Source organism: Streptomyces sp. NPDC001843 (genome assembly GCF_042891955.1).
In the GTDB taxonomy this organism is placed as follows: domain Bacteria; phylum Actinomycetota; class Actinomycetes; order Streptomycetales; family Streptomycetaceae; genus Streptomyces.
On record NZ_JBIATQ010000004.1, the window covers coordinates 290,104 to 311,880 of the forward strand.

General features: G+C 71.0%; 22 protein-coding genes. 8 read left to right on the forward strand and 14 right to left on the reverse strand.

Annotated elements, in window-relative coordinates; genetic code table 11:
• Positions 1 to 9: 9 nt before the first annotated feature.
• Entirely contained in the window at positions 10 to 930 is a 921-nt protein-coding gene (locus tag ACFYZQ_RS12755; RefSeq protein WP_389145476.1) for an alpha/beta hydrolase, read from the forward strand.
• Positions 931 to 973: 43 nt separating this feature from the next.
• Here the strand turns inward: ACFYZQ_RS12755 and ACFYZQ_RS12760 are convergent, their stop codons facing one another.
• Positions 974 to 1,402 carry a hypothetical protein gene (locus tag ACFYZQ_RS12760; protein ID WP_389145478.1) on the reverse strand — a complete coding sequence of 143 codons (429 nt, stop codon included), beginning with the start codon at positions 1,400 to 1,402 and terminating at the stop codon, positions 974 to 976.
• 186 nt (positions 1,403 to 1,588) lie between these two features.
• Between ACFYZQ_RS12760 and ACFYZQ_RS12765 the strand changes: the two genes are divergently transcribed.
• Positions 1,589 to 1,783: a hypothetical protein gene (locus ACFYZQ_RS12765; protein ID WP_389145481.1), complete on the forward strand. Its 195-nt coding sequence runs from the start codon at positions 1,589 to 1,591 to the stop codon at positions 1,781 to 1,783.
• A 258-nt stretch (positions 1,784 to 2,041) separates the two neighbouring features.
• Here ACFYZQ_RS12765 and ACFYZQ_RS12770 read toward each other — a convergent pair whose 3' ends face one another.
• The 6 genes from ACFYZQ_RS12770 to ACFYZQ_RS12795 form a co-directional block, all read right to left on the reverse strand.
• A complete protein-coding gene (locus tag ACFYZQ_RS12770; RefSeq protein WP_389145482.1) occupies positions 2,042 to 2,947 on the reverse strand; it encodes an amidohydrolase family protein in 906 nt (301 codons plus the stop codon).
• Positions 2,948 to 2,985: 38 nt separating this feature from the next.
• Positions 2,986 to 3,333 (reverse strand): L-rhamnose mutarotase, encoded by a 348-nt coding sequence (locus ACFYZQ_RS12775; RefSeq protein ID WP_389145485.1) that lies wholly within the window; start codon positions 3,331 to 3,333, stop codon positions 2,986 to 2,988.
• Entirely contained in the window at positions 3,330 to 5,348 is a 2,019-nt protein-coding gene (locus ACFYZQ_RS12780; protein ID WP_389145488.1) for a hypothetical protein, read from the reverse strand. The genes ACFYZQ_RS12775 and ACFYZQ_RS12780 overlap by 4 nt, the downstream gene beginning before the upstream one ends.
• A gap of 8 nt (positions 5,349 to 5,356) precedes the next feature.
• The gene (locus ACFYZQ_RS12785; RefSeq protein ID WP_389146227.1) at positions 5,357 to 6,211 is read right to left on the reverse strand and encodes a carbohydrate ABC transporter permease; all 855 of its coding nucleotides are present in this window, start codon (positions 6,209 to 6,211) and stop codon (positions 5,357 to 5,359) included.
• Between the two features lie 109 nt (positions 6,212 to 6,320).
• Positions 6,321 to 7,235 carry a carbohydrate ABC transporter permease gene (locus ACFYZQ_RS12790; protein ID WP_389145491.1) on the reverse strand — a complete coding sequence of 305 codons (915 nt, stop codon included), beginning with the start codon at positions 7,233 to 7,235 and terminating at the stop codon, positions 6,321 to 6,323.
• Positions 7,232 to 8,596, reverse strand: coding sequence for an ABC transporter substrate-binding protein (locus tag ACFYZQ_RS12795; protein WP_389145494.1), 1,365 nt, complete (start codon positions 8,594 to 8,596; stop codon positions 7,232 to 7,234). The genes ACFYZQ_RS12790 and ACFYZQ_RS12795 overlap by 4 nt, the downstream gene beginning before the upstream one ends.
• A 307-nt stretch (positions 8,597 to 8,903) precedes the next feature.
• Between ACFYZQ_RS12795 and ACFYZQ_RS12800 the strand changes: the two genes are divergently transcribed.
• Positions 8,904 to 9,662 carry a FadR/GntR family transcriptional regulator gene (locus ACFYZQ_RS12800; protein WP_389145497.1) on the forward strand — a complete coding sequence of 253 codons (759 nt, stop codon included), beginning with the start codon at positions 8,904 to 8,906 and terminating at the stop codon, positions 9,660 to 9,662.
• Between the two features lie 192 nt (positions 9,663 to 9,854).
• Here the strand turns inward: ACFYZQ_RS12800 and ACFYZQ_RS12805 are convergent, their stop codons facing one another.
• From ACFYZQ_RS12805 to ACFYZQ_RS12815, 3 genes are all read right to left on the reverse strand, one after another.
• Positions 9,855 to 11,378, reverse strand: coding sequence for an aldehyde dehydrogenase family protein (locus tag ACFYZQ_RS12805; protein WP_389145500.1), 1,524 nt, complete (start codon positions 11,376 to 11,378; stop codon positions 9,855 to 9,857).
• A gap of 94 nt (positions 11,379 to 11,472) precedes the next feature.
• Positions 11,473 to 12,753, reverse strand: a complete 1,281-nt coding sequence (locus ACFYZQ_RS12810; RefSeq protein ID WP_389145503.1) for a GAF domain-containing protein — start codon at positions 12,751 to 12,753, stop codon at positions 11,473 to 11,475.
• 66 nt (positions 12,754 to 12,819) lie between these two features.
• The gene (locus tag ACFYZQ_RS12815; RefSeq protein WP_389145506.1) at positions 12,820 to 13,419 is read right to left on the reverse strand and encodes an N-acetylmuramoyl-L-alanine amidase; all 600 of its coding nucleotides are present in this window, start codon (positions 13,417 to 13,419) and stop codon (positions 12,820 to 12,822) included.
• Between the two features lie 528 nt (positions 13,420 to 13,947).
• Here ACFYZQ_RS12815 and ACFYZQ_RS12820 point away from each other — a divergent pair.
• Positions 13,948 to 14,892: a DUF4232 domain-containing protein gene (locus ACFYZQ_RS12820; protein ID WP_389145509.1), complete on the forward strand. Its 945-nt coding sequence runs from the start codon at positions 13,948 to 13,950 to the stop codon at positions 14,890 to 14,892.
• Here the strand turns inward: ACFYZQ_RS12820 and ACFYZQ_RS12825 are convergent.
• The 3 genes from ACFYZQ_RS12825 to xylB form a co-directional block, all read right to left on the reverse strand.
• On the reverse strand, positions 14,861 to 15,355 hold the full coding sequence (locus ACFYZQ_RS12825) for an NUDIX hydrolase (protein ID WP_389145512.1): 495 nt from the start codon (positions 15,353 to 15,355) through the stop codon (positions 14,861 to 14,863). The genes ACFYZQ_RS12820 and ACFYZQ_RS12825 overlap by 32 nt on opposite strands.
• Positions 15,352 to 16,560 (reverse strand): ROK family protein, encoded by a 1,209-nt coding sequence (locus ACFYZQ_RS12830; protein WP_389145515.1) that lies wholly within the window; start codon positions 16,558 to 16,560, stop codon positions 15,352 to 15,354. Before ACFYZQ_RS12830 ends, ACFYZQ_RS12825 begins: the two co-directional genes overlap by 4 nt.
• 105 nt (positions 16,561 to 16,665) lie before the next feature.
• Entirely contained in the window at positions 16,666 to 18,111 is a 1,446-nt protein-coding gene (gene xylB / locus ACFYZQ_RS12835) for a xylulokinase (protein WP_389145518.1), read from the reverse strand.
• 145 nt (positions 18,112 to 18,256) lie between these two features.
• On the opposite strand from xylB, the gene xylA reads away from it, so the two are divergent.
• The 4 genes from xylA (at position 18,257) to ACFYZQ_RS12855 (ending at position 20,748) form a co-directional block, all read left to right on the forward strand.
• Complete coding sequence (gene xylA, locus ACFYZQ_RS12840) at positions 18,257 to 19,423, forward strand: xylose isomerase (RefSeq protein WP_389145520.1); 1,167 nt, start codon at positions 18,257 to 18,259, stop codon at positions 19,421 to 19,423.
• 153 nt (positions 19,424 to 19,576) lie between these two features.
• Positions 19,577 to 19,993, forward strand: a complete 417-nt coding sequence (locus tag ACFYZQ_RS12845; RefSeq protein WP_389145523.1) for a hypothetical protein — start codon at positions 19,577 to 19,579, stop codon at positions 19,991 to 19,993.
• Between the two features lie 160 nt (positions 19,994 to 20,153).
• Positions 20,154 to 20,336 carry a hypothetical protein gene (locus ACFYZQ_RS12850; RefSeq protein ID WP_389145526.1) on the forward strand — a complete coding sequence of 61 codons (183 nt, stop codon included), beginning with the start codon at positions 20,154 to 20,156 and terminating at the stop codon, positions 20,334 to 20,336.
• 145 nt (positions 20,337 to 20,481) lie between these two features.
• The gene (locus tag ACFYZQ_RS12855; protein ID WP_389145529.1) at positions 20,482 to 20,748 is read left to right on the forward strand and encodes a hypothetical protein; all 267 of its coding nucleotides are present in this window, start codon (positions 20,482 to 20,484) and stop codon (positions 20,746 to 20,748) included.
• A gap of 39 nt (positions 20,749 to 20,787) precedes the next feature.
• Here ACFYZQ_RS12855 and ACFYZQ_RS12860 read toward each other — a convergent pair whose 3' ends face one another.
• Positions 20,788 to 21,636, reverse strand: a complete 849-nt coding sequence (locus ACFYZQ_RS12860; protein ID WP_389145531.1) for a hypothetical protein — start codon at positions 21,634 to 21,636, stop codon at positions 20,788 to 20,790.
• Positions 21,637 to 21,777 lie beyond the last annotated feature (141 nt).

A 21,777-nucleotide genomic window follows, 5' to 3' on the forward strand; every position in this document is an offset into this window, starting at 1 on the left:
GTTGTTCTCATGGCAAGGACCCGAGTCAGTTTCGACAGCGCCGGTATCGAGATCGCGGCGCACCTCCACGTGCCCGACACAGCGGTGCCGGGCCCGCGTCCGGCGCTGGTGGTCGGCCACCCCGGTACCGGGGTGAAGGAACAGACCTCAGGCACCTACGCGCAGCTGATGGCCGAGCGCGGGTTCGTCACCCTCGCCTTCGACGCCGCCCATCAGGGCGAGTCGGGCGGTCTGCCGCGGGGGCTGGAGGATCCCGCCCAGCGGGTGGAGGACTTCAAGGCCGCCGTGTCCTTCCTGACCACCCGTGAGGAGGTCGCCGACGACCGGATCGGGCTGCTCGGCATCTGTGCCTCCGGTGGCTACTCGCTGGCCGCCACCGGCGGCGACCACCGGGTCAAGGCCGTGGCGACCGTGTGCACCGCCGATCCCTCGCGCCAGTTCCGTCTCGGCGCGGACGGCACCCAGGACCCAGCCGTCTTCCAGGCCCTGCTGGACGCCGCCGCGCAGGCCCGCGCCACCGCCGCCCGGGGCGGAGATCCCGGCACCATGACCATGTTCCCCGAGACCGCCGAACAGGCCGGCGCGGTCGGCGGCCCGCACGGCATCGAGGGCTTCGAGTACTACTGCACCCCGCGCGGCGAGCATGAACGCTCCGCGAAGTTCCTGGCCTGGCAGAGCATCGACAAGCTCGCCTCCTACGATGCCTTCTTCGCCGTGCCCCTCATCGGCCCCCGTCCCATCCTCCAGGTCATCGGCGAGCGCGCCGTCACCGCCTGGATGGCCATCGAGGCCCACCAGCGCGCCACCGGCCCCAAGGAACTCCACTGGATCAAGGGCGCAAGCCATGTCGACCTCTACGACAAGAGGGAGTACATCGACCCCGCCGTCGAAAAGCTCACCGACTTCTTCACCACCCGCCTGGGCAGGTGACCGGCCCGATGCCACGGCGTCCTGATCAGGAGCCGGGAGCGTGTCACTTCACGCGCAGGGGGCCGGCGAAGGACTTGCGCAGGGACGAGGGAGCGGCCAGGGGGAGCAGTGCGGCGAGCATCCTGCCCTTGACGGTGGTCGGCTGCCGCGTCAGCTCGACCTCGACCCGGGTGCCGTCCCCCTCAGGGGTCATCCGGAAGACCCAGCCGCCGCCCGCGCCGAAGAGCTTGGAGTCGAGCGTGGTGACGGTGACCGTGTCACCGGCCGGTTCCCACTCGTAGCGTGCCCGCTCCCAGGCCGCCGAGGTCCCCTCGGTGACCTCGGCCCAGGTGTCGCCGAGTTCATGGACCGTGAAGTGCGCGGCGTCGATCGTGGGCCAGGCCGCGACGCGTGCGGGGCTGAAGTCGGTCAGCACCGCCAACACGTCTCGCGGGCTGAGCTCGGAGACGACATCGAACCGAACGACTGTCATGGGATTTCCTCACCGAGTAGTAACTGTTCTGACCGGTGACGAGAGATTCGCAAGGCTCATCGTCACCTGTCAAGGCGGTTACTCATGTTCGTCACCTCCTTGACAGGTGACGCGAGACGGTGCAGCCTGACAGTGGTCCCGCCGTCCGACGGGAAACGTCCATGAACGACGAAGCGGAGGCTGGTCGTGAACCAGGAAGCCGAGATGGACGCCGCAGCGGCAGCGCGGCATGCGCGCTTCGGCAAACTGCCCGAGCGCATCCGGTACGAGGACATGACCGAGGTGGTGGAGACCGAGACGCACGGCGGGGTGAACGCCTCGCCCGAGGACGTGGGCGCGTGGCGCACCTTCTCGTGTCTGGCCCTCGACCTGGGGATCTAGCGCTCAGTCGCATGGCCGGCCGGTACCGGCTGCCGCGCGGGACGGCACAGGCCATCGACTGGTTCAGCGGCTGGATGACGGCCTGGGTGGACAGCTCGAGGAGCTCCGGCTGGGTGTACTGGTCGACCCAGGGAATCAGCAGGTACAGGTCGGGCAGGTCACCGGTGGCCAGCGAGATCTGGCGCTTCTCCTTCGGCGCGGTTCGTGCGGCGGGGCGTGGCTCCGCGGCGGTGGCTCTGGCCGTGGGACGGGAGCGGGTCAGGTTGTCCGGGCGGTCTCGTCGCCCTCCGCGGCGACGGGTGGAAGGCTGTAGAACGCGGTCGCGGTGCCGACGAGGAGCGCGTGGACATCGCTGTCGCTCCAACCGGTGAGCAGTGCGTCCACAGTGGCGGCCCAGCGGTTCCAGCCGCCCGCCAGGTTGGCGACCGGCCAGTCCGAGCCGAACATCAGCCGGTCGGGGCCGAAGGCGGAGAGCAGCACGTCCCAGACGGGACGGATGTCGGCGGTGGTCCAGCGGGTGTGGTCGGCCTCGGTGATCAGTCCCGATACCTTGCACACCACGTGCGGGTGCCCGGCCAGTTGCCGCATCCGGCGTTCCCAGTCCGCGATGTCCTGCCGGGCGATGGTCGGTTTGCCCGCGTGGTCGAGCACCTGGGGCAGGTCCGGGAAGCGTTCCGCGAGCCGGATCGCCTGGTCGAGCTGGTGGTCGCGCACCAGCACGTCGTAGCGCAGGCCGCGATCCCGGGCCGCCCGCAACCCGCGTTCCACATCGGGTCGTTGCGGCCAGCTCGGGTCCGTCTCGCCCTGGACGAGGTGCCGCAGGGAGCGCAGGTACCCGCCGCCCGGACCGGCGACCAGTTGGTCGAGCACGTCACCGATCGCCCGGGACGTCAGGTCGGCCCAGCCGACCACGGCCTGGATGAGGGGCTCCCGCTCCGCGAGCGCGAGCAGGTCCTCGGTCTCGGCGACCTCCGCGACGCACTGGACGACCACCGTGCTGTGCAGCCGTCGGCCCGCGATGGGGTGAGTGGCGGTGGAGCGCAGATCCTCGGCGGTGAAGGTGCGGCGGATCGACGCCACGTCGGGGTCGTCGAGCCAGGGTTGCGGACGGTGGGAGAGGTCCCACAGGTGGTGGTGGGCGTCGACGAGCACGGGTGCGTTCACGAGGGGGTCCAAGTCGGGTCGGACTGGTGCGGGCCGGGTCAGGCGGTGGCGTCGTCGCCGTGCGGGCCCAGGTGCCAGATCTCGGGGAGCTCGCTCCACTGGCGGCCCTCCCCCCGGTCGGGCCAGGGTTCCTGGCACGGGTCGGTGAGCTTCCACCACCGTCGGGTCTCGGGGTCGGCCTCGATGGACGCCATGTCCGCCTCGAATTCCTCGCCGTGGTACTCCATGTAGGCGAACAGCACGTCACCGTGGAGGAAGATGCTGTAGTTGCGGATGTTCGCCCGGTGCAGGGCGGCTTCGACGCCGGGCCAGACCGCGGAGTGGAGCCGGAGGTACTCCTCGCGGTGTTCGGGGCGGAGCCGGATGGTCTGGGCGATGCGCTTCACGCCGGTTCCCCTGTCGTGTCGCTGGAGTCGGCCCGGTCGGCCGCGGTGTCGAACGGCGTGCGGTAGCTGGGTGTGCGGGTGCGCGGCCCGAGCCGCAGGGTGAGCCGGATGCGCGTGGAGGCGGGCAGACGGACTGTCAGGAACGGTCCGTCACAGGCGGCTTCGGCCTCGGAGACCACCGGCTCGGTGTGGCCGTAGTCGTACATGTCCCCGATCCAGCCGTCGTCCGCGCAGGTCGTGTACCGGACGCCGGCGATGGTGTGCTCGGAGAACGCGCCCGCCTGGACGATCACCGTGCGGTCGGTGCCGGGGGAGAGGTTGATCAGTTCGACGGTGGTCGCCTCGGGGTCGATGGAGGTGACCAGGGCGGCGACGTCCACCGGCAGGCCCGCCCGGCGTGCGTCGGCGTCGTGGTAGCGCAGCCTCGCCTGCTGCAGACCACCGTTGTACAGCACCTGCGGGCCGCCCCAGGTCAGCTGCACCAAGGCCTCGGTGACCACCGGGTTGCACAGCTGCCACACGTGGATGTCGGCCTCGGGCACGTCCAGGCCGGCATAGCGGTCGATGCGCCGCAGCCGGTGCCGGACCTGGGCCTGGGCGGCCGCGAGGATCCGCTCCGGGTAGTCCGGGTCGTCGCCGGCGAGAAAGGCGAACCACGCCTTCTCGTGCCCGGACTCCTCTTTGGACCGGAACGGCCGCACGGTGCGCCAGTCGATTCCGTCCGCTTCGCGCAGCCGCTCCAGCCGGGCACGGTCGGCCTCCGAGGAGGTGTGGTGCCACAGGGCCAACGGCACCGGGGGCGTGGCCGGGTTGTAGTCGAACCAGCCCGAGTCGTTGTGCCGGAACGGCAGGTGGAGCGTGGGCGTGTGACGGTCCGGACCGAGTTCCACCGCCCACTTGGAGGGCAGGCTCGAGTCCGCCTCCGTGTTGGGCATGACCTTGCCCCGGTCGATGAGGGAGTCGAGCGAGGTCGCGACCATGGAGAGGTAGTCGTCGTCCCCGGTGACCGTCGCCGCCGCCAGCGCCGCCACGCAGGCCGCGTGACCGACGCTGTGCCAGCCGTGCGGCCAGGACCAGCCGTAGTGGCCGCCGTACCAGCGCCCTTCCAGCAGGCTGCCGACAACCCCGTCTGGGCCGACGTTGTCCGGGATCAGGCCGCCCCGTTCCCGGGTGCGCTCGCGCCAGGCGCCCACGTACTCGACGATCCAGTCCCGGTAACGCTCCTCACCGGAAAGAATCCAGGCGTTGAGGACCAGGCCTGCCGCGGCGAGGTTGACCGCGGTGTCACCGACGCCCATCCGGTCCCGCATCTGGTCGCCCAGCCGCGGGTCCGCCGACAGCGGGAAGGGACCGTCCGCGGCTTCGGGCAGCCAGTCGAGCGGGAAGCCGTATGTCTCCGCCTCCTTCAGCAGCCAGGGATACACGTCGCCGTCGAACAGACCGGTGCGCTCGGGGTCGCTGCCGTTGTGCGGGCGGGTGATGGCGCGCTGCTCGGGGTCGTAGTTGCCGTTGGCGGGGTCGACGTACAACTCGGCGAAGCGCAGCGCCCGTTCGGTCCAGCGGTCGGGAGCTGCCATGCACAGGAAGTAGAGCAGGAGCAGGCTCTCACCCTGGTGGAACCAGTCGTAGCCGCGCTCGAACTCGTCGCGAAGCATGCCCAGTTCGGTCAGCTGCCTGGTCACGCCCTCCCAGTGCCGCTCGCTGGCGGGCAGCAGGTCGTCGGCGCCGCCGAGGAGGTACAGCTGGGGCCAGTTGAAGAAGACCTCGTAGAAGTCGTCCACACCGTCGCGAGTGGTCAGCCGGTCGTTGTAGTTCAGCCGTCCGTCGGGGCCGGTGAAGCCGCTCTCGAAACGGCGCCAGGCATGGTCGAGCAGGTCGAACAGGGCGCGCTGGGCCACGGCCCAGCCGGGTGGTTCGAGCAACGGGACCGTGGCCTCGACATCGAGTGCGGAAGCAGGCCGGTCGGAGGCGGGGGTGTCGTCCTCGGAGGGGTGAGGGTGAGGGCCGAAGGGCATGAGAGCTGTCACTCCTTGGTGGCGCCGGCGAGCATTCCGCTGACCAGGAAGCGCTGGGCGAACAGGAACACGACGAGTACCGGTGTGATGGCCACCAGCGTCGCCAGTGCCAGTTGCGGGCGTTGGATCGCAAGGTCGCCGACGGTCGGGTTGAACGACGGCACATTGCTGAGCAGACTGCCGACGCCCACCTGGATCGGCATCTGATCGCTCTCGGGGAGCATCACGTACGGCAGGAAGTAGTTCGTCCAGTTGGCGACGAAGCTGAAGAACCCGACCAGGGCGATGACGGGTGTCGCGAGCGGCAGGGCCACGTGGCGGAAGACGCCGAACTCGGAGCAGCCGTCGATGCGTGCCGCGGCCAGGAGGTCCTTGGGCACGGCGGTGGTGAAGTAGATGTACGTCAGGTACACCCCGAACGGGTAGAACGAGTAGGGCAGGACGATCGACCACATCGTGCCGATCAGGCGCACCGCGTTGATCTCCAGGAACAGCGGCACCACCAGGGTGGCGTTCGGCATCAGCATCACGACAAGGGTCGCGATCAGGAGAGCGCGTCTGCCGCGGAACTCGGTCATCGCCAGCGCGTACCCGGCGGGTATGGCCAGGCAGAGCGTGATGACCAGCGAGATCGCGGCGTAGACGGCGGAGTTGCGCAGCCACACCAGAATGGCGTCGTCCTGGAAGGCCGTGAGCGCGTGCCAGTTGACCGTCAGGGCGTGCCAGGACCCGAAGGACAACGGGGCGTCGTGGACCAGCTGCTGGTCGGTCTTGGTCGCCGCGAGCAGCAGCCACAGCACCGGCAGCACGAAGAACACCACGAACACGATGAGCACCGAGCCCGCCAGCAGCCGGGGCGCCATGTGCCGCGGGGGCCGGCTGCGCTGCAGTGGTTCCCCGTGTCGAGTTCGGCTCATGACGTTCGGATCCCGTCCCGTGCGTGGGGTGTTGGCAAGGGGAGTGGGTCGTGTGTCAGTCCGCATCGAAGAACCCCGACCGTGTGACGAAGACGCCGGCGACCGACACGCTGACGACCAGGAGCTCCACAGAGACCGCGGCGGCGCCGTTGATGTTGTTCATCTGGAAGGCGAAGTCATAGGTCAACTGGTTGAGCGAGTAGTCGCGGCCGGCCACGCCCACGCTGGCCAGGGAGAGCAACTGCGGCTCGACGAAGAGCTGGGCGCCGCCCGCGAAGGCCAGGATCACCATGTACACGATCCACTTGCGGAGCATGGGGATCTGCACCCGCCAGGCGGTCTGCCAGCCGCTCGCGCCGTCGATGCGGGCGGCCTCCATGACGTCCCTGGGGATGTTGTTCAGTGCCCCGTACATGACGACGATCCAGCCGCCCGCGCCGGTCCAGAATGCGATGATCGTGAACAGCAGGGCCAGGTTGCCGGGGGCGATGACATCGCCGAAGGTGTGGAATCCCAGTGCCTCCAGCAGCGAGCTCACCGGGCTGACCGTCGGGTCGAGCATGAACAGCCACACCAGGACGCTCGCGGCGCCGGCGAGCGCTCCGGGAATGTAGTAGAGGAAGCGCAGCGCCTGACTGACCGGCCCGGAGGACAGCCGGTGCAGGAGCAGCGCCAGGACCACCACGAACACCACGAGCGACAGCAGCCAGAAGACCAGGTACAGGGCCACATGGCCCAGGGAGTCGACGAAGCGGAAGTCCCGTGCCGTGGTGACGAAGTTGGCGAAGCCGGTGAACGCGCCTCCGGCGTCCGTGAACGCGAAGTAGACGGCGTAACAGGTCGGAAGGACGCCGAAGGCGATCAGCAGCAGTACGTAGCCGGCGACGAATGCCACGCCGGCCCGGCTCTGCCGGGAGGTGCCGCGAGGGCGCCCCCGGACTGAGCCGGCCGAGGAGTGCGTGAGGGTCACTTCGAGACCTTGTATCCGTCGGCCTTGGCGTACTTGACGATCGAGTCCTGCCAGGCGGGCAGCATCGATTCGATGGTCTTGCCCTGCGTCAGGGCGGGCTTGACGGTGGCGGCCCAGATCGCCTCCTGGCTGAACTGGCCCGAGCCCCAGTCGGACCACACCTGCGAGGAGGCGTCCTTGAGGGCTGTGAGCTTTCCGGCGAAGTACCCGGAGGTGGCCTGCGCCTTCAGCCAGGTCTCGGCGGCGGGCGCGTACGCCGGGAAGCCGGGGGCCTTCTCGCCCTGGTAGGCGTTGTCGGTGGTGACCCACTTCAGGAAGTCGGTGGCCGCCTTGATGTGGGTGGAGTGCTGGGACAGCAGCCAGGTGCCGCCGCCGACGTTGCCGGTGGACGGCGAGGTGTCGCCCTGCCACTGCGGGACAGGGGCCACCGCTATCCGCTTCGCCGGGGTCTTGAGGCCGTCCTTGAACACCGCGCCGCCGAACCAGGCCGGGCCGGGCATGAGCAGGACCTTGTCGGCCTTGTTCTTGGCGAAGTCGGTGCTGAAGACCCCGCTGATGGACATGGACTTGTCCTTGACCAGTACGTCCATCAGCTTGGCCATCTTGGTGCAGTTCTCGCTGCTGGTGTCGACGGACACGGACTTGGGGCCGGTGATGTGGTTGGCGCCGCACTTGCTGGCCCACAGGTAGATCTCGGGCGTGAAGGTGTCACCGGCGTCGCCCACGAGGTAGCCGGGGTGTTCCTTGGCGACCTTCTCACCGAGCGTCTGGTACTCCTCCCAGGTCGCCGGGACCTTGTAGCCGAACTTCTTCAGCAATGGCGCGTCGTACCAGAGCACCACCTGGGAGAGGTCGTTGCGCAGGCAGTAGAGGGTCCCGTTGACCGTGCAGACGTCGTTGGCGCCCTCGGCGAACCGCCCGAGGGTCGCGTCCGGGATCAGACCCTTGTTCAGCGGCGCCGCGAAGCCCGCGTCGACCGCCCAGGTCACCTCGTTGTTCTGGGAACTGAAGACGACGTCCGGCCAGCCCTTGTGGGTGCGGTTGAAGAGCTGGACCTTCGTCTGGAGGTAGTTCGACCCGTTGGCGTCGCCGTCGTAGCTGACGATGTCCATCCTCACGCCCGGGTGCAGCGCCTGGTACTGCTTCGCGGCGTCCAAGCGGGTCGCGTCCACCCAGACGGTCAACGCCCCGTCATTCTGCGCGGCTTGGGCGAATCCGTCCTTGGTGGTCGTGCCGGTGGTGCCGCCGCTGCCACACGCGGCCACGGTGAGCAGCACGGTGGCGGCACAGCCGGCCAGCAACGTGGTGCGTCTCCTGCTGGTCCCTGTCTCCTGGTCGGCCGAAGGCTTGTAGACGGACATGAGCGACTCCACTCGGTGTGCACGAGGTTGCTGACGGCTCTGTCGTACCGATACGGAAGAAATTAGCCGCCACATCAAATGGGGAGTCAAGGGGTGGATACGGCTTTTCTCGAGTTCCAGAGTGCATGCTGGGCGGCTACTTCAAGCTTTATACAACGGCAAAACGCCTTAGAGGCCACGAATCGCATGCACAACCTTGATCGGGTTCGACGTCGGATGAGTACGACTTATTTCTGTCTGAGGTACGATGACCACGGCTTCAGGGCCGATCAGTCACCGTCGTCGCAGTCGCACGGAGGCAGGACACATGAAGGACACGCCCGTCGTGGCAGCGGTGAACGGCACGGACGAGCGGGGCGACTACCGGCCCGGATACGAGGTCGTGGCGGAGCGGATCCTCGAGTTCATCGCCGAGGCGCGTCTGGCCCCCGGCGACCGGATGCCCACGGAGAACGACCTGGCCCAGCGGCTGGACACCAGCCGAGCGGTGGTACGGGAAGCCGTGAAGATCCTCTCGGCGCTCGGGCGGGTCCGGGCGCACAAGGGACGCGGACTGTTCGTCGCGGATGACGACGGCATGCTGATCACCAGCCGTTGGGGCGGCTTCTTCCGGCCCGTGGACCTCGATCACGTGTTCATGCTGTTCGAGTTCCGCAGGGTGCAGGAGATGGCCGCCGCCAGGCTCGCGGCCACCCGGTCCACGCCCGCTGAACTGCGTGCCATCGAGGACGCCATGCAGCAGTGCCGTCACGGGTACGCCCATGGTGAGGTCGACGTGTTCAACCAGGCGGACGACGACTTCCATGCCGCGGTGGCCGCGGCCTCGCACAACACGTTCCTCGGCAGCGCGGTGCGTGACGCCCGTCGGCTGCAGCGCCAGTCCAGCGCGATCGGCATCCACGACGCCTTCGGCGAGGGCACGGCGGCCGCGGTCGAGGAGCACGAGGCGATCTACCGCGCCATTCGTGACGGCCGACCCGACGAGGCCGCCGAGGCGACAGCGGTACACCTCGACCGGACGCTGGAAGACTACCGGCGGGAGATCCAGCGGCGCCTGTTCGGATGACCGCCCTGCACGCTCGCCGCGCACGGCAGGCGGATACCGCGCGTGGTCGAGGGCGACTGGTCCGCCTCGGCCGAATACGCCGCGGGCCGTGAACTGGCTGCCGACGGCGCGGTGGGCGCGCAGTTCGCCGCCGAAGGTCTGACCTCGCCCGTCTGGAGCGCGACGACGCCTCCAGACGGGCGACTTCAGGATCTAGAAGAACCCAAGTTTCTTCGGGCTGTACGAAACAAGAAGGTTCTTCGTCTGCTGGTAGTGCTCCAACATCATCTTGTGCGTCTCGCGGCCGATCCCCGACTGCTTGTAGCCCCCGAACGCCGCGTGCGCCGGATACGTGTGGTAGCAGTTCGTCCAGACCCGGCCCGCCTGGATCGCACGGCCGGCGCGGTACGCCGTGGTGGCGTCCCGGGTCCACACGCCGGCGCCGAGGCCGTACAGGGTGTCGTTGGCGATCTTGACGGCGTCGTCGAAGTCGTCGAAGGAGGTCACGGAGACCACCGGGCCGAAGATCTCCTCCTGGAAGATCCGCATGCGGTTGTCGCCCTCGAATATGGTCGGCTGGACGTAATAGCCACCCTGCAACTCGCCGTCAAACTCGATGCGTTCGCCGCCCGTGAGTACCTTGGCGCCTTCCTGCCGGCCGATGTCCAGGTAGGAGAGGATCTTCTCGAGCTGGTCGTTGGAGGCCTGGGCGCCGATCATCGTGTCGGTGTCGAGAGGGTGTCCGGGCCTGATCAGCCGGGTGCGGGCCACGGCGGCCTCGAGGAACTCGGCGTAGTGGCCGCGCTGGACGAGCGCCCGGGACGGGCATGTGCACACCTCGCCCTGGTTGAGCGCGAACATGGTGAAGCCCTCGAGCGCCTTGTCGCGAAAGTCGTCGTCGTGGGCCCAGACATCGTCGAAGAAGATGTTGGGCGACTTGCCTCCGAGCTCGAGCGTGACCGGCTTGATGTTCTCGGAGGCGTACTGCATGATCAGCCGCCCCGTGGTGGTCTCGCCGGTGAACGCGACCTTCGCCACCCGCGGGCTGGACGCCAGCGGCTTGCCCGCCTCCACGCCGAAGCCGTTGACGATGTTGACCACGCCCGGCGGCAGCAGGTCCGCGACGAGGCTCATCCAGTAGTGGATGGAGGCCGGCGTCTGCTCGGCGGGCTTGATGACGACCGCGTTGCCGGCCGCGAGCGCCGGGGCCAGCTTCCAGACGGCCATGAGGATCGGGAAGTTCCAGGGGATGATCTGTGCGACGACGCCGAGGGGCTCGTGGAAGTGGTACGCCACCGTGTCGTCGTCGATCTCGCCCAGCGAACCCTCCTGCGCACGGATCGCACCGGCGAAGTACCGGAAGTGGTCGATCGCCAGCGGGATGTCGGCCGCCAGCGTCTCGCGCACCGGCTTGCCGTTCTCCCAGCTCTCGGCGACCGCCAGAGGCTCGAGGCGGGCCTCCATACGGTCGGCGATCTTCAGCAGGATGTCGGAGCGTTCCGTCACCGACATACGTCCCCAGGCGGGCGCGGCCGCGTGCGCCGCGTCGAGCGCCCGCTCCACGTCCTCCGCGGTGCCCCGTGCGATCTCGGTGAACGGCCGGCCGTCGACCGGCGAGGGGTTCTCGAAGTACTGCCCCCTGGCCGGAGGCACGTACTCACCGCTGATGAAATGATCGTAACGCGCCTGGTAGGAGACGATCGAGCCCTCGGTGCCGGGCGCCGCGTAACGGGTCATGCTGGTCTGCCTCCCGGTGAAGCGCTGCCCGCCGTTGGGCAGCTTTCGGCGCGAGGCTAGGAGCCGGAACGTTGCGAGGACGTTGCGCGGCCGGTCAGCGCGCTGCCCGGCGAGCGCAGGTCCCCGGTTCCGCCGCCAGTTCCGACTCCAAGGCCGTGAGCCGCGCCCGTACCGCCGCGGTCGGCCGCACCGCGGCGAGCGCCCGCCAGACCTCGAGGTCGTCCTCACCCCAGGGCGCGTGCGCCCAGTCGGACAGCAGGTCGGGGTCGCGGTGGGCGATCAGGGCGGCACGCAGCCCGTCGGCCAGGCGCCGCCGGACCCTGACCACGGCCGGTGCCCGCGAGGCGGGCAGCAGGGGCCCCGTGTACGCCGCCGCGGCCGCCGTCACCGCGCCGGCCCGCAGTCGCCGTTCGACGAGGGCGACGTCGGACTCGACCGGAGCGGTCAGCCGGTACGGCCGTGACACCAGCAGTCCCGGACCGAGCAGCCTGCGCAGCCGGGCCAGTTCGGCGCGCAACGTCACCGGCGGCACCGATTCGTCCTCGTAGACCGCGCACAGCAGTTCGTCACCGGTCAGCCCCTCCGGATGGCTGGCCAGCAACACCAGCAGTTCGCTGTGCCGGCGACTGAGCGCGAACCGTCGGCCGGCCAGCCGCAGACCGGCCTCGTCACGGCCCAGTGCGGTCAGCGCCGGTGCCTCGCCGACGGGCCGCGGCGGGGCGAGCAGGGTGAGCTGCGACTCGGCGGCGCGTGCCACCGCCTGCACGAAACCCAGGCTGTGCGGGTGGGCCAGGTCGTCGCCGCCGGTGATGTCCACCGCGCCCAGCACCTGGCCGGTGCGGGGATCGTGGACCGGCGCGGCCGCGCAGGTCCACGGCTGTACCTGCCGGATGAAATGCTCCGCCGCGAACACCTGCACCGGCCGGTCCACGGCGACCGCCGTGCCCGGCGCGTTCGTTCCGACCGCGGTCTCGGCCCAGCGCGCGCCCGGGACGAAGTTCATCCGGTCCGCCCGGCGCCGGGTCGCCGGGTGGCCCTCGACCCAGAGCAGCCTGCCGTGCGCGTCGCACACGGCGAGCAGATGCTCGCCGTCCGAGGCGAACGGTCCCATCAGCTCGCGGACCAGCGGCATCACCCGGGCGAGCGGGTGCTCCGCGCGATAGGCACCCAGGTCGCCGTCGGTCAACTCCACACTGGCGGCACCGTCCGGCCCGACACCGGCCCGCGCGCTGCGCCGCCACGAGTCCGCCACCACCGACCGCACCGGCCGCGGCACGGTGCCCGCCGTGGTGAACGTCTCGTGCGCCCGGCGCAGCACGCGTACGCGCTCGGCGGGGTCGGCCCCCGGCTCCAGGGCCATCCAAGGATCGGTCAACTGGCCCTCCCGGACGGCGATGCGGCTGGGGACATCGTCACCCGGGGTGGTGACCCGGACAACCGGTCAGGCGAAGTCGACCAGCCTGATGTAGCGGACCCAGTCCCAGTCGGGCCCCGGATCGATGTGGTCGGTCCCCGGTACCTGGTAGTGCCCGATGATGTGCTCCCGGTCCTTGGGGATGCCGTACCTGTCGCAGACCGCGGCCGTCAGTCTCGCCGACTGCTCGTACAGGGCGTCGGTGAAATAGGCGGGCTGGTCCACCCAGCCCTCGTGCTCGATGCCGATGCTGCGGGTGTTGTAGTCCCAGTTCCCGGCGTGCCAGGCGATGCTCGCCTCGCGTACGCACTGCGCGATGTGCCCGTCGGCGGAGCGCACCAGGTAGTGCGCGGACACCGCTTTCTGCGGGTTCTGGAAGATGGTCAGGGTGTCGGCATATGTCTCCTGGGTGACATGGATGATCACGCGGTCGATCGCGTAGGTGCCGGGGCGACCGGACGCCGTGTAGTTGGAACCGGTGGCCGGCTGCCACTCGGCGGTCGGATAGTCGACGGTCTCGGCCTCGGCACCAGCTCGTGTGGTGGGCAGTACCACATGGGGGACGGCGGCGAGTGCCGCACCCTTGAGCAGGCGTCGTCTGGTGGGCAGGGGTCTGTCCCGGTCCATGGTGGGGTCGCCTTCCGGAGTGGGGGGGAGCGTGGATTCGCGGACGGGTGTGGCCGGCAACGTCGGGTTCCGGCCGCGCACATGTGGTCGGTGTCGCACGCGTTGGCCAACGGTGATTCCACCGCCCGGGTTGCGAACTGACACGCTTCCAGCTCAGTGCATCCGGGCGCAGCCCGGCGGCACCGGGCCCCAGCTGCTCGGACATTTCCCCCACCATGCAACCCCCGACCGTGTGTGTCCCCTCGTTGTCCTGGTCACGCCACCAACGTCCGGCCGTGGTGAGTGCCTCGCCTGAACCACCGTACGGCGCCCGACGGTTGGGCAGCAGAGACTCGGGCCGATCCGTGGATGACCGCGGCATTGTGGACAACTCGGCCGCCCGATCCGGTGAAGCCGCCGTCGGCGAGGTGAGCGCAGAGGCAATGGGGAGTGGCGAAATCGGGCTTCGGCGTTCCTGTGACGGTCCTGTGACCGGAGGGGTGGCTTCCGCCACAGCCCGCCGTGGGCGCATCCTGATCGACTCGTCGGATGCGTACCGTCCCCGCCGGCTTCTGCGTCGTCACCGGCTTACTGTTCCTCACCTCCTGCGCCCAGAAGGAGACTTCCGCCGCCCCGACCGACGACCCCACGTGCAACGCGGAACTCTCCTCGCGGCCCGTCACGGCCTCCGGGCCCGTGGACGAGGAGACGGACGGCGTCAGCATCACGGAACAGAAGGGTGACGGAGCACGGGACTGCGCCGCGTTCCAGGTCACCAACCGCGCGAGTGAACCCTTCACCTACACGGTCACCTTCGCCTTCCTGTCCGACTCCGGATCGCGGGTGGGCGACACCAGCCGGACCGTGCCGTCCGTCGCAGCCGGTCGTACGGTGACCGGCACCGTCGGCGGCGGCGAACCGCTGCTGGGCGCACAGGGCTGGTCACGGGTGCGTGTCGAGAAGGTGAGGAGCGTCCCTGTCGACGAGGCTCCGGCCCCGGGCGGTCCCTGCCCCTCCTCGGGGCTGCGTCTGTACGCCGACGAGGGCGATGCCGCCATGGGCCTGCGGGTGGTCGGGCTCCACGTGGTGAACTGCGGGCCCCGGACCCAGCGCCTCACCGGCTATCCCCGTGTGAGCCCCCTCGGTGAGGACCACCGGCCGGTCACCGGCCTGCGGATCCTGCACGACGGCTCCGCCATCGCGTCCGGCACCGGGGCCGACGGCCCGCCCCGCCCCGTGTCCCTGAAGCCGGGCGAGGCGGCCCATGCCGGCCTGGTGTGGCGCAACACCGTGCTCTCCGGCGCCGCGGTCGACATCCCCTACGTCAGGGTCTGGGCGAAGCCAGGTTCTGCGCCGGTGATGGTGACACCGGAACTGGACCTGGGCACCACGGGGAAACTCGCCGTCGGCCCGTGGAAGCGGGACACCCAGGCGAGTCGCGACCACGGTTCACGCCCACGGGTCACAGAGGGTCGCCCTCCCGCAGACAGGTGACGGTTCCGGACAGGGCAGCGGTGCGCAGGGCGATGAGCGTGGGCAGGCGTGCGGTGAGCGGCGTGCCGGCCGACTCGTCGAGAGCGAACCACCCGTAGCGGTCGTGCTCGGCGCTGAGCCGGACGCGTGCCTCGCCCTCAAGGGTGCCGCCGTGGAAGAAGCAGTCGAGGACCGGCCCTGTCCCCAGTACGTCCACCCGGTGGTCGATGCCGATCAGTGTGGGCACGGGGCCGAGTTCGATGCCCGTCTCCTCCCGCATCTCCCGCCGCGCCGCCGTCCAGGGGTCCTCCCCGTGGTCGACCATCCCGCCGGGCAGCCACCAGGTACCGGCGGTCGGCTGACCGGGCCCGTAGCGCAGGAGCAGGACGCGGCCCCGACCGTCCAGCAGCACGACGCAGGAGGCAAGGAGAGCCTGCGGCTGGGTCTTGACCCACTCCTCACGGGGCATCCATGTGCCGCTCATCCCCGCTCCGCCACCGTCGCCGGGTCGTCGAGCACCGCGCGTATCACGGAGTGTGCGGCGCCGAGCAGCGGTCCCTCGGGTCCGAGGCGGGACACCGACACCGGGCAGGCGGGCCCCGCCGTCCGGCTCGCCAGCTCGGCCTCCAGCGACGGCAGGAGCCACGGCGACAGCCCGGCCAGCGCGCCGCCGAGGACGACGGCCTCGGGGTCGAGCAGGTTGACCGCCCCGGTCAGGGCTATGCCGAGGGCCGTGCCGGCGTCCCGCAGCGCCTGCCGCACGCCCGCGTCCCCTTCGTCGGCCCGCCGGGCGAGCAGCCCGACCAGGTCCTCGCCCGGTTCGAGCCCCGCCGCGCGCAGAACCGCTTCCTCTCCGGCGTACTGCTCCAGGCAGCCGCGTCCGCCGCACACGCACCGGGGCCCGTCCGGGTGTACCGGCACATGGCCCAGCTCGCCCGCGAACCCCCGCGTGCCACGCAGCAGCCGGCCGTCCACGACGACCGCTGCGCCGATGCCGATCTCCGCCGACACATGCAGGAAGTCGCCGGGAGTGTGCGCCCCGAGCCAGAGTTCGGCCAGGGCACCGAAGTTCGCCTCGTTGTCCACGGTCAGCGGGACGCCGGTGGGCAGCAGGGCCGCGAGGTCCGTGTCGTGCCAGCCGAGGTTGGGGGCGCGTACGACCGTACGGTCGTCCCGCGCCACCAGGCCGGGCACCGCGACCGCGAGACCGGCAGGCCACAGCCCCTCCTGCTCCGCCTCCGCGACGACCCGGCGGACGAGAGCGTCGAGCTCCTCGAGTACCGGTTCGGCCGCACGACCACGGTTGACGCGGCGCCGGACGGCCCGGGCCCGGACCTCGCCGCGCAGGTCGACCGCGCACACCGCGAGGTGGTCGACGCCGACCTCCGCGCCGATCCCGGCCGGCCCCTGACCGCTGACCGCGAGCGCCGACCCGGGACGGCCCACACGGCCCGGCCGCTCGGGACCCAGCTCCTCCAGCAGCCCCCACCGGATCAGCTCGTCCACCAGGGTGGACACCGCAGCCCGTGTCAGACCGATGCGTGAGGCGACGGCGGCGCGCGAGAGCGGCCCTTCGGCGCGGACGGCGTGCATCGCCCGGGCGAGGTTGCGGCGGCGCATGCCCTGCTGGGTGTCCGGCAGCGCCCGGCCAGGGCCGGCCGGGCGAGCCTCGTGCAGCGGTGCGCTCATGCCTGAAGTCAGTCCTCGGTCCGTCTGTCCGGTCAGTGCGTCAGTCCGTCGGCACGCCGTACGGCCACCACGTCCCCGCGCCGTCGTGCTCCCGGAGACGGACGGTCAGCGACCGCCCGCACCCCGCTCCAGCAGCGGCGCCGCGTCGGAGAGTACCCCGGAGATACGGGCCAGCGTCTCCTCGTCCCGCTCCACGGCCTCCAGTACCGGTCCGGCCGTGGTGTTCCAGCGGCGCGCGACCGCGGCCGGGTCCTCACCGGTCAGCAGTGCGGCCGCCTGGGCCGCGGCGCCGAGCGCGACGAGTTCCCTGGCCTCGGGGATCTGCACCGGCCGTCCCGACAGGCGCCGGACCGTCTGCTGCCAGGCCCCGCCCCGTGCCCCGCCGCCGATCAGCAGCAGCGGTGCCGTGCGGTCCGCGTCCTCGTCGAGCACCAGGTCCAGCGCGCCGAGCAGAGCGTGCACGGCGCCGTCGTACGCCGCCTGCAGGAGTTGCCCGGCGGTCGTGTCGTGGCGCAGGCCGTGCAGAAGACCCGAGGCGTCCGGCAGGTTCGGGGTGCGCTCACCGTCGAGGTACGGCAGCAGCGTGACCGAAGTGCCGGGCTCCACGGCCTCGCGGTCCAGGCCCAGCAGGGCCGCCACCCGGTCGACCGCGAGGGTGCAGTTCAGGGTGCAGGCCAGCGGCAGCCAGTCCCCGCGCGCGTCGGCGAACCCCGCGACGGTGCCGCTCGGGTCGGCGGGGCGGTGCTCGGAGACGGCGTACACCGTGCCCGATGTGCCGAGGCTGAGCACCGGGGTGCCCGGGCGCAGCCCGAGGCCCAGCGCGGCAGCCGCGTTGTCGCCGGTGCCGGGGGCGACGAGGGTGCCCTTGGAGAACGGCAGGTCGTGGCTGTCGCGCACCGTCCCGGCCACCTCGCCCGGCCGCACCACCCGCGGCAGCAGCGCGGGATCGAGCCCCACGCGCGCGAGGACGTCCTCGTCGTACGCCTCGGTCCCGGACGCCCACCAGCCCGTACCGGAGGCGTCGCCGCGGTCGGTGGTGCCCTGACCGGTCAGATGCCCGGTGAGGTAGTCGTGGGGCAGGCGGACGGCCGCGGTGGCGCGGACCGCGTCCGGCTCGTGCTCGGCGAGCCACGCCCACTTCGTGACCGTGAAGGACGCGCCGGGCACGCTGCCGGTCCGCTCCGCCCAGGCCTTCGGGCCGCCCAGCTCCTCGACGAGCCGACGGGCCTGCGGCGCAGAGCGCACGTCGTTCCACAGCAGCGCGGGGCGCACCGGCTCACCCCGGGCGTCCAGGGTGACCAGGCCGTGCTGCTGGCCGCCGATCGACACCGCGGCCGCTTCGTGAGCCGCGTCCCCGCACTGGTGGAGCGCCGCGCACAGGGCCTCCCACCACTGTCGGGGGTCGCTCTCCCGGCCGGCGCCGGAGGAGACGGTGTGCGGCGCCTGGCCGCTCGCCACGACCTGTCCGGTGGCCGCGTCGACGACCAGGACCTTGGTGGACTGGGTGGACGAGTCCACGCCGACGACGAGCGGACCCTCGGCTGCTGACATCGGGCTCTCCCTCTTTCCGCGGCTCGCGGGATCTGGTCTCGAGATCAGGCCTCGAGGACATCTTGTCCCTTCCCAGGGACGCGAGTGCATACTAATTTGTAAATCGCCATGACGAAATAGTCGCAAGCGAGCAAGGAGCCGCGGCATGAGCTACCAGCCCACCCCCGAGCACAGGTTCACCTTCGGCCTGTGGACCGTCGGCTGGCAGGGACGGGACCCGTTCGGCGACGCCACGCGCCGCGCCCTCGACCCGGTCGAGACGGTGCAGCGACTGGCCGAGCTCGGCGCCTACGGGGTGACCTTCCACGACGACGACCTGATCCCCTTCGGGTCCTCGGACACCGAGCGCGAGTCGCACATCAAGCGGTTCCGCCAGGCCCTGGACACGACCGGGATGACCGTGCCGATGGCCACCACCAACCTCTTCACGCACCCGGTCTTCAAGGACGGCGCGTTCACCGCCAACGACCGCGAAGTGCGGCGCTACGCCCTGCGCAAGACCGTCCGCAACATCGACCTGGCGGTCGAGCTGGGCGCGAAGACGTACGTGGCCTGGGGCGGCCGCGAGGGTGCCGAGTCCGGTGCCGCCAAGGACGTGCGCGTCGCCCTGGACCGCATGAAGGAGGCCTTCGACCTGCTCGGTGAGTACGTCACCTCCCAGGGCTACGACCTGCGCTTCGCCATCGAGCCCAAGCCGAACGAGCCGCGCGGCGACATCCTGCTGCCCACCGTCGGCCACGCGCTGGCCTTCATCGAGCGGCTGGAGCGCCCGGAGCTGTACGGAGTCAACCCCGAGGTCGGCCACGAGCAGATGGCCGGGCTCAACTTCCCGCACGGCATCGCCCAGGCCCTGTGGGCGGGCAAGCTCTTCCACATCGACCTCAACGGCCAGTCCGGCATCAAGTACGACCAGGACCTCCGCTTCGGCGCCGGCGACCTGCGGGCCGCCTTCTGGCTGGTCGACCTCCTGGAGAGCGCCGGTTACGACGGCCCCCGCCACTTCGACTTCAAGCCGCCCCGGACCGAGGACCTCGACGGAGTGTGGGCGTCGGCGGCCGGCTGCATGCGCAACTACCTCATCCTGAAGGAGCGCGCGGCGGCCTTCCGCGCCGACCCGGAGGTCCAGGAGGCACTGCGCGCCTCGCGCCTGGACGAGCTGGCGCAGCCCACCGCGGCGGACGGCCTGCAGGCGCTGCTCGCCGACCGCACGGCCTTCGAGGACTTCGACGTGGAGGCGGCCGCCGCACGCGGGATGGCCTTCGAGCGCCTCGACCAGCTGGCCATGGACCACCTGCTGGGGGCGCGCGGCTGATCGCACGCGCGCGGGCCGGTGACGCGTACGCGCGCGTGCCGCCGAACGGCCCGCGCGCGTAATGCCCCGGAATCGTGCGGTCCATGGTCTGAGCCGGTATCAACCTCGGTGCGCCGGTCGCCTCCCGGACCGTACGCGGCGATGGTGGACGGTATGACCCCACCGTCCGCACCGCCGCCACCGTCGGTACCGCCCCCGCCGCCCGGACCTCCGGGCGGCGGCTTCGGACCACCTCCTGGCGGCCCTGGCCCCGGCACGCGAAGGCGCCGGGGCCCGCTCTTCGCCGTCCTGGCCGTGCTCGCGGTGGCCGGGACGGTCCTCGCCGTGGCCCTGATGGCCTCCGGCGGCGACGGTCCCTCGGACGACCGGCGCCCTGCGAGCAGCGCCGCTTCCAGAGACTCGCCCAGGCCCTCGTTCCGGCTGCCGACCGAACTGCCCAGCGGGCTGCCGCCGGGATTGCCCTCCCGGCTGCCGAGCGGTCTGCCCTCGTTGTTCCCCAGCGGGCTGCCGAGCGATGTCCCGAGCGACTTCGAGTCGTTCCTCAGCGCGTTCCCCGACACGCTGCCCTGAGGCGGCACCGCCGACCAGATCCAGCCGGGGGAAGCCGACCCTCAGGGAGGAGTAAGGGTCGAGCCTCAGGGACGTCTCAGGGTCGCGAAGCGGAACCGCGGGAAGCGCGGACCCGTTTCCACATCAGAGAGCGGCATTGGCCGTGAAGGAGGCGACGCTCATGTCGAACAACGCGAAGATCGCCGCAGGAGGTGTGGCGGTCGGGCTCATCCTGCTCATATGGCTGCCCTGGTGGATCTCGTTCCTGATCATCGTGGGAGTGCCGGTGGTCGCCTACCTTGCGCTGGATCCGTCGCAGCGCCGCAGGCTGCGCCGTGTCACGCGCAAGGAACTCGGCCGCTGAGGCGCTGCCGTCCGGAGCGTCTCCCGTGCATTCCGCGTCCCCTGGACCAGGGCGGGAGCCGACCACGCCGCTGCCGCCGGTCAGCCGACGGGCATGCCCGGGAGCGGCGTGGTGCTCCGCTCCACCCGGGCGGCAGTAGACGCCTGTGGCCCGACAGGCCGCACTCGGCTGCGACGATCCGGGACCCGTCGCCCGCGCCGCGGCGCTCTGGGCCCGGCCCGCGCACCTGCGGGAGAGGCGCTGCGCCGAACTCGTCTCCCTGGACGCCACCTTCGCGACCATGCCGTTCGTTCCGCGCACCCTCGCCATCCGTCGCACGGCCACGACCGACGACGTGCCCATGACCCCGGATCGGCCGCCCACGCGCGCCGCCCTGGAGGCCCTGCTGGTCGTCATGGGCAGCAGCAGGTGACCAGGAGCGCCGCCCGTGTCGGGCACGGCCCGGACGGCCTCACATCGGCCGCACGGCCAGCTTGTCGAGCGCCTCCAGCAGACCGGGCAACTCGGGGCCACGACCCAACGGCAGGACCTCGCCGGGTTTCTCGTCGAGCAGCACGAACGCCATGTCGTCGGTGCGGGCCACCATCGACCAGCCGGGGCCGTCGACGCGCAGCGTCCGGGCGTTCCCCGGGGCGAACGACGAGCGGACCCGCCCGAGCGGCGGCGGAGTGTCCACGTAGGCGTGTGCCTCGGCGAGTACGCGCCGGATGCCGGGGTGGCCGGGAGACGGAGCGTCCGCCCCGTCCTCCCGTCTGTCCTTCCCGCCGTCCCGTGGCACGGTCGAGCCGTCCGGCACCCGGAAGCTCGCGTCGTCGATCTGCCCCCGCCACACGGCCCACTGCAAGGCGATCTCGTCGGCGCCCAGACGCCGCTGGGCCGGTCCCCAGGAGGTGGTGTCCGGCGGGGCCAGCGGGGGCCGGTCCGTGACCTCTGGGCCGGGGTCGTGCGGCGCGGGCACGTTCGGTGCGGCGACGGCTACAGCCAGGGGCCAGCCAGGCAGGGCGGCCACGACCGAGCGCTCGTCGGGCGACAGCTCGTACTCCATGCCGCAGTCCCAGGACGCGATCGCCACGGCGACCAGCGAGACGTCGTCGATGACGACCGTCCAGCGGGAGCCGTCGCCGTCCTGGCCGAGCACCAGGCCGTAGCCGTCGGCGCGTGGCGCCAGGTCCAGCGCGGCGCACGCCTCCGGGTAGTCGTCGCCCAGCACGCCCGGAAACTGCGCCGGCGTCAGCAGTACCGCCGTGAGTACGTACAGCGCATCGTCCGCGGTGGCGACGACCTCATCCGTCCCGGCCATCCCAGCCTCCCCAATGGTTCGTCCAACGGCGCGCACCCTAGTGGGAGCAGAACGCGGTTGTCACGACTCCCCTCGCACGCGCAGCAGCGGTCTTCTCGCGGTCCTCCACCGGGAAACGGGTGAAAAGCCGTCCGTCGGACG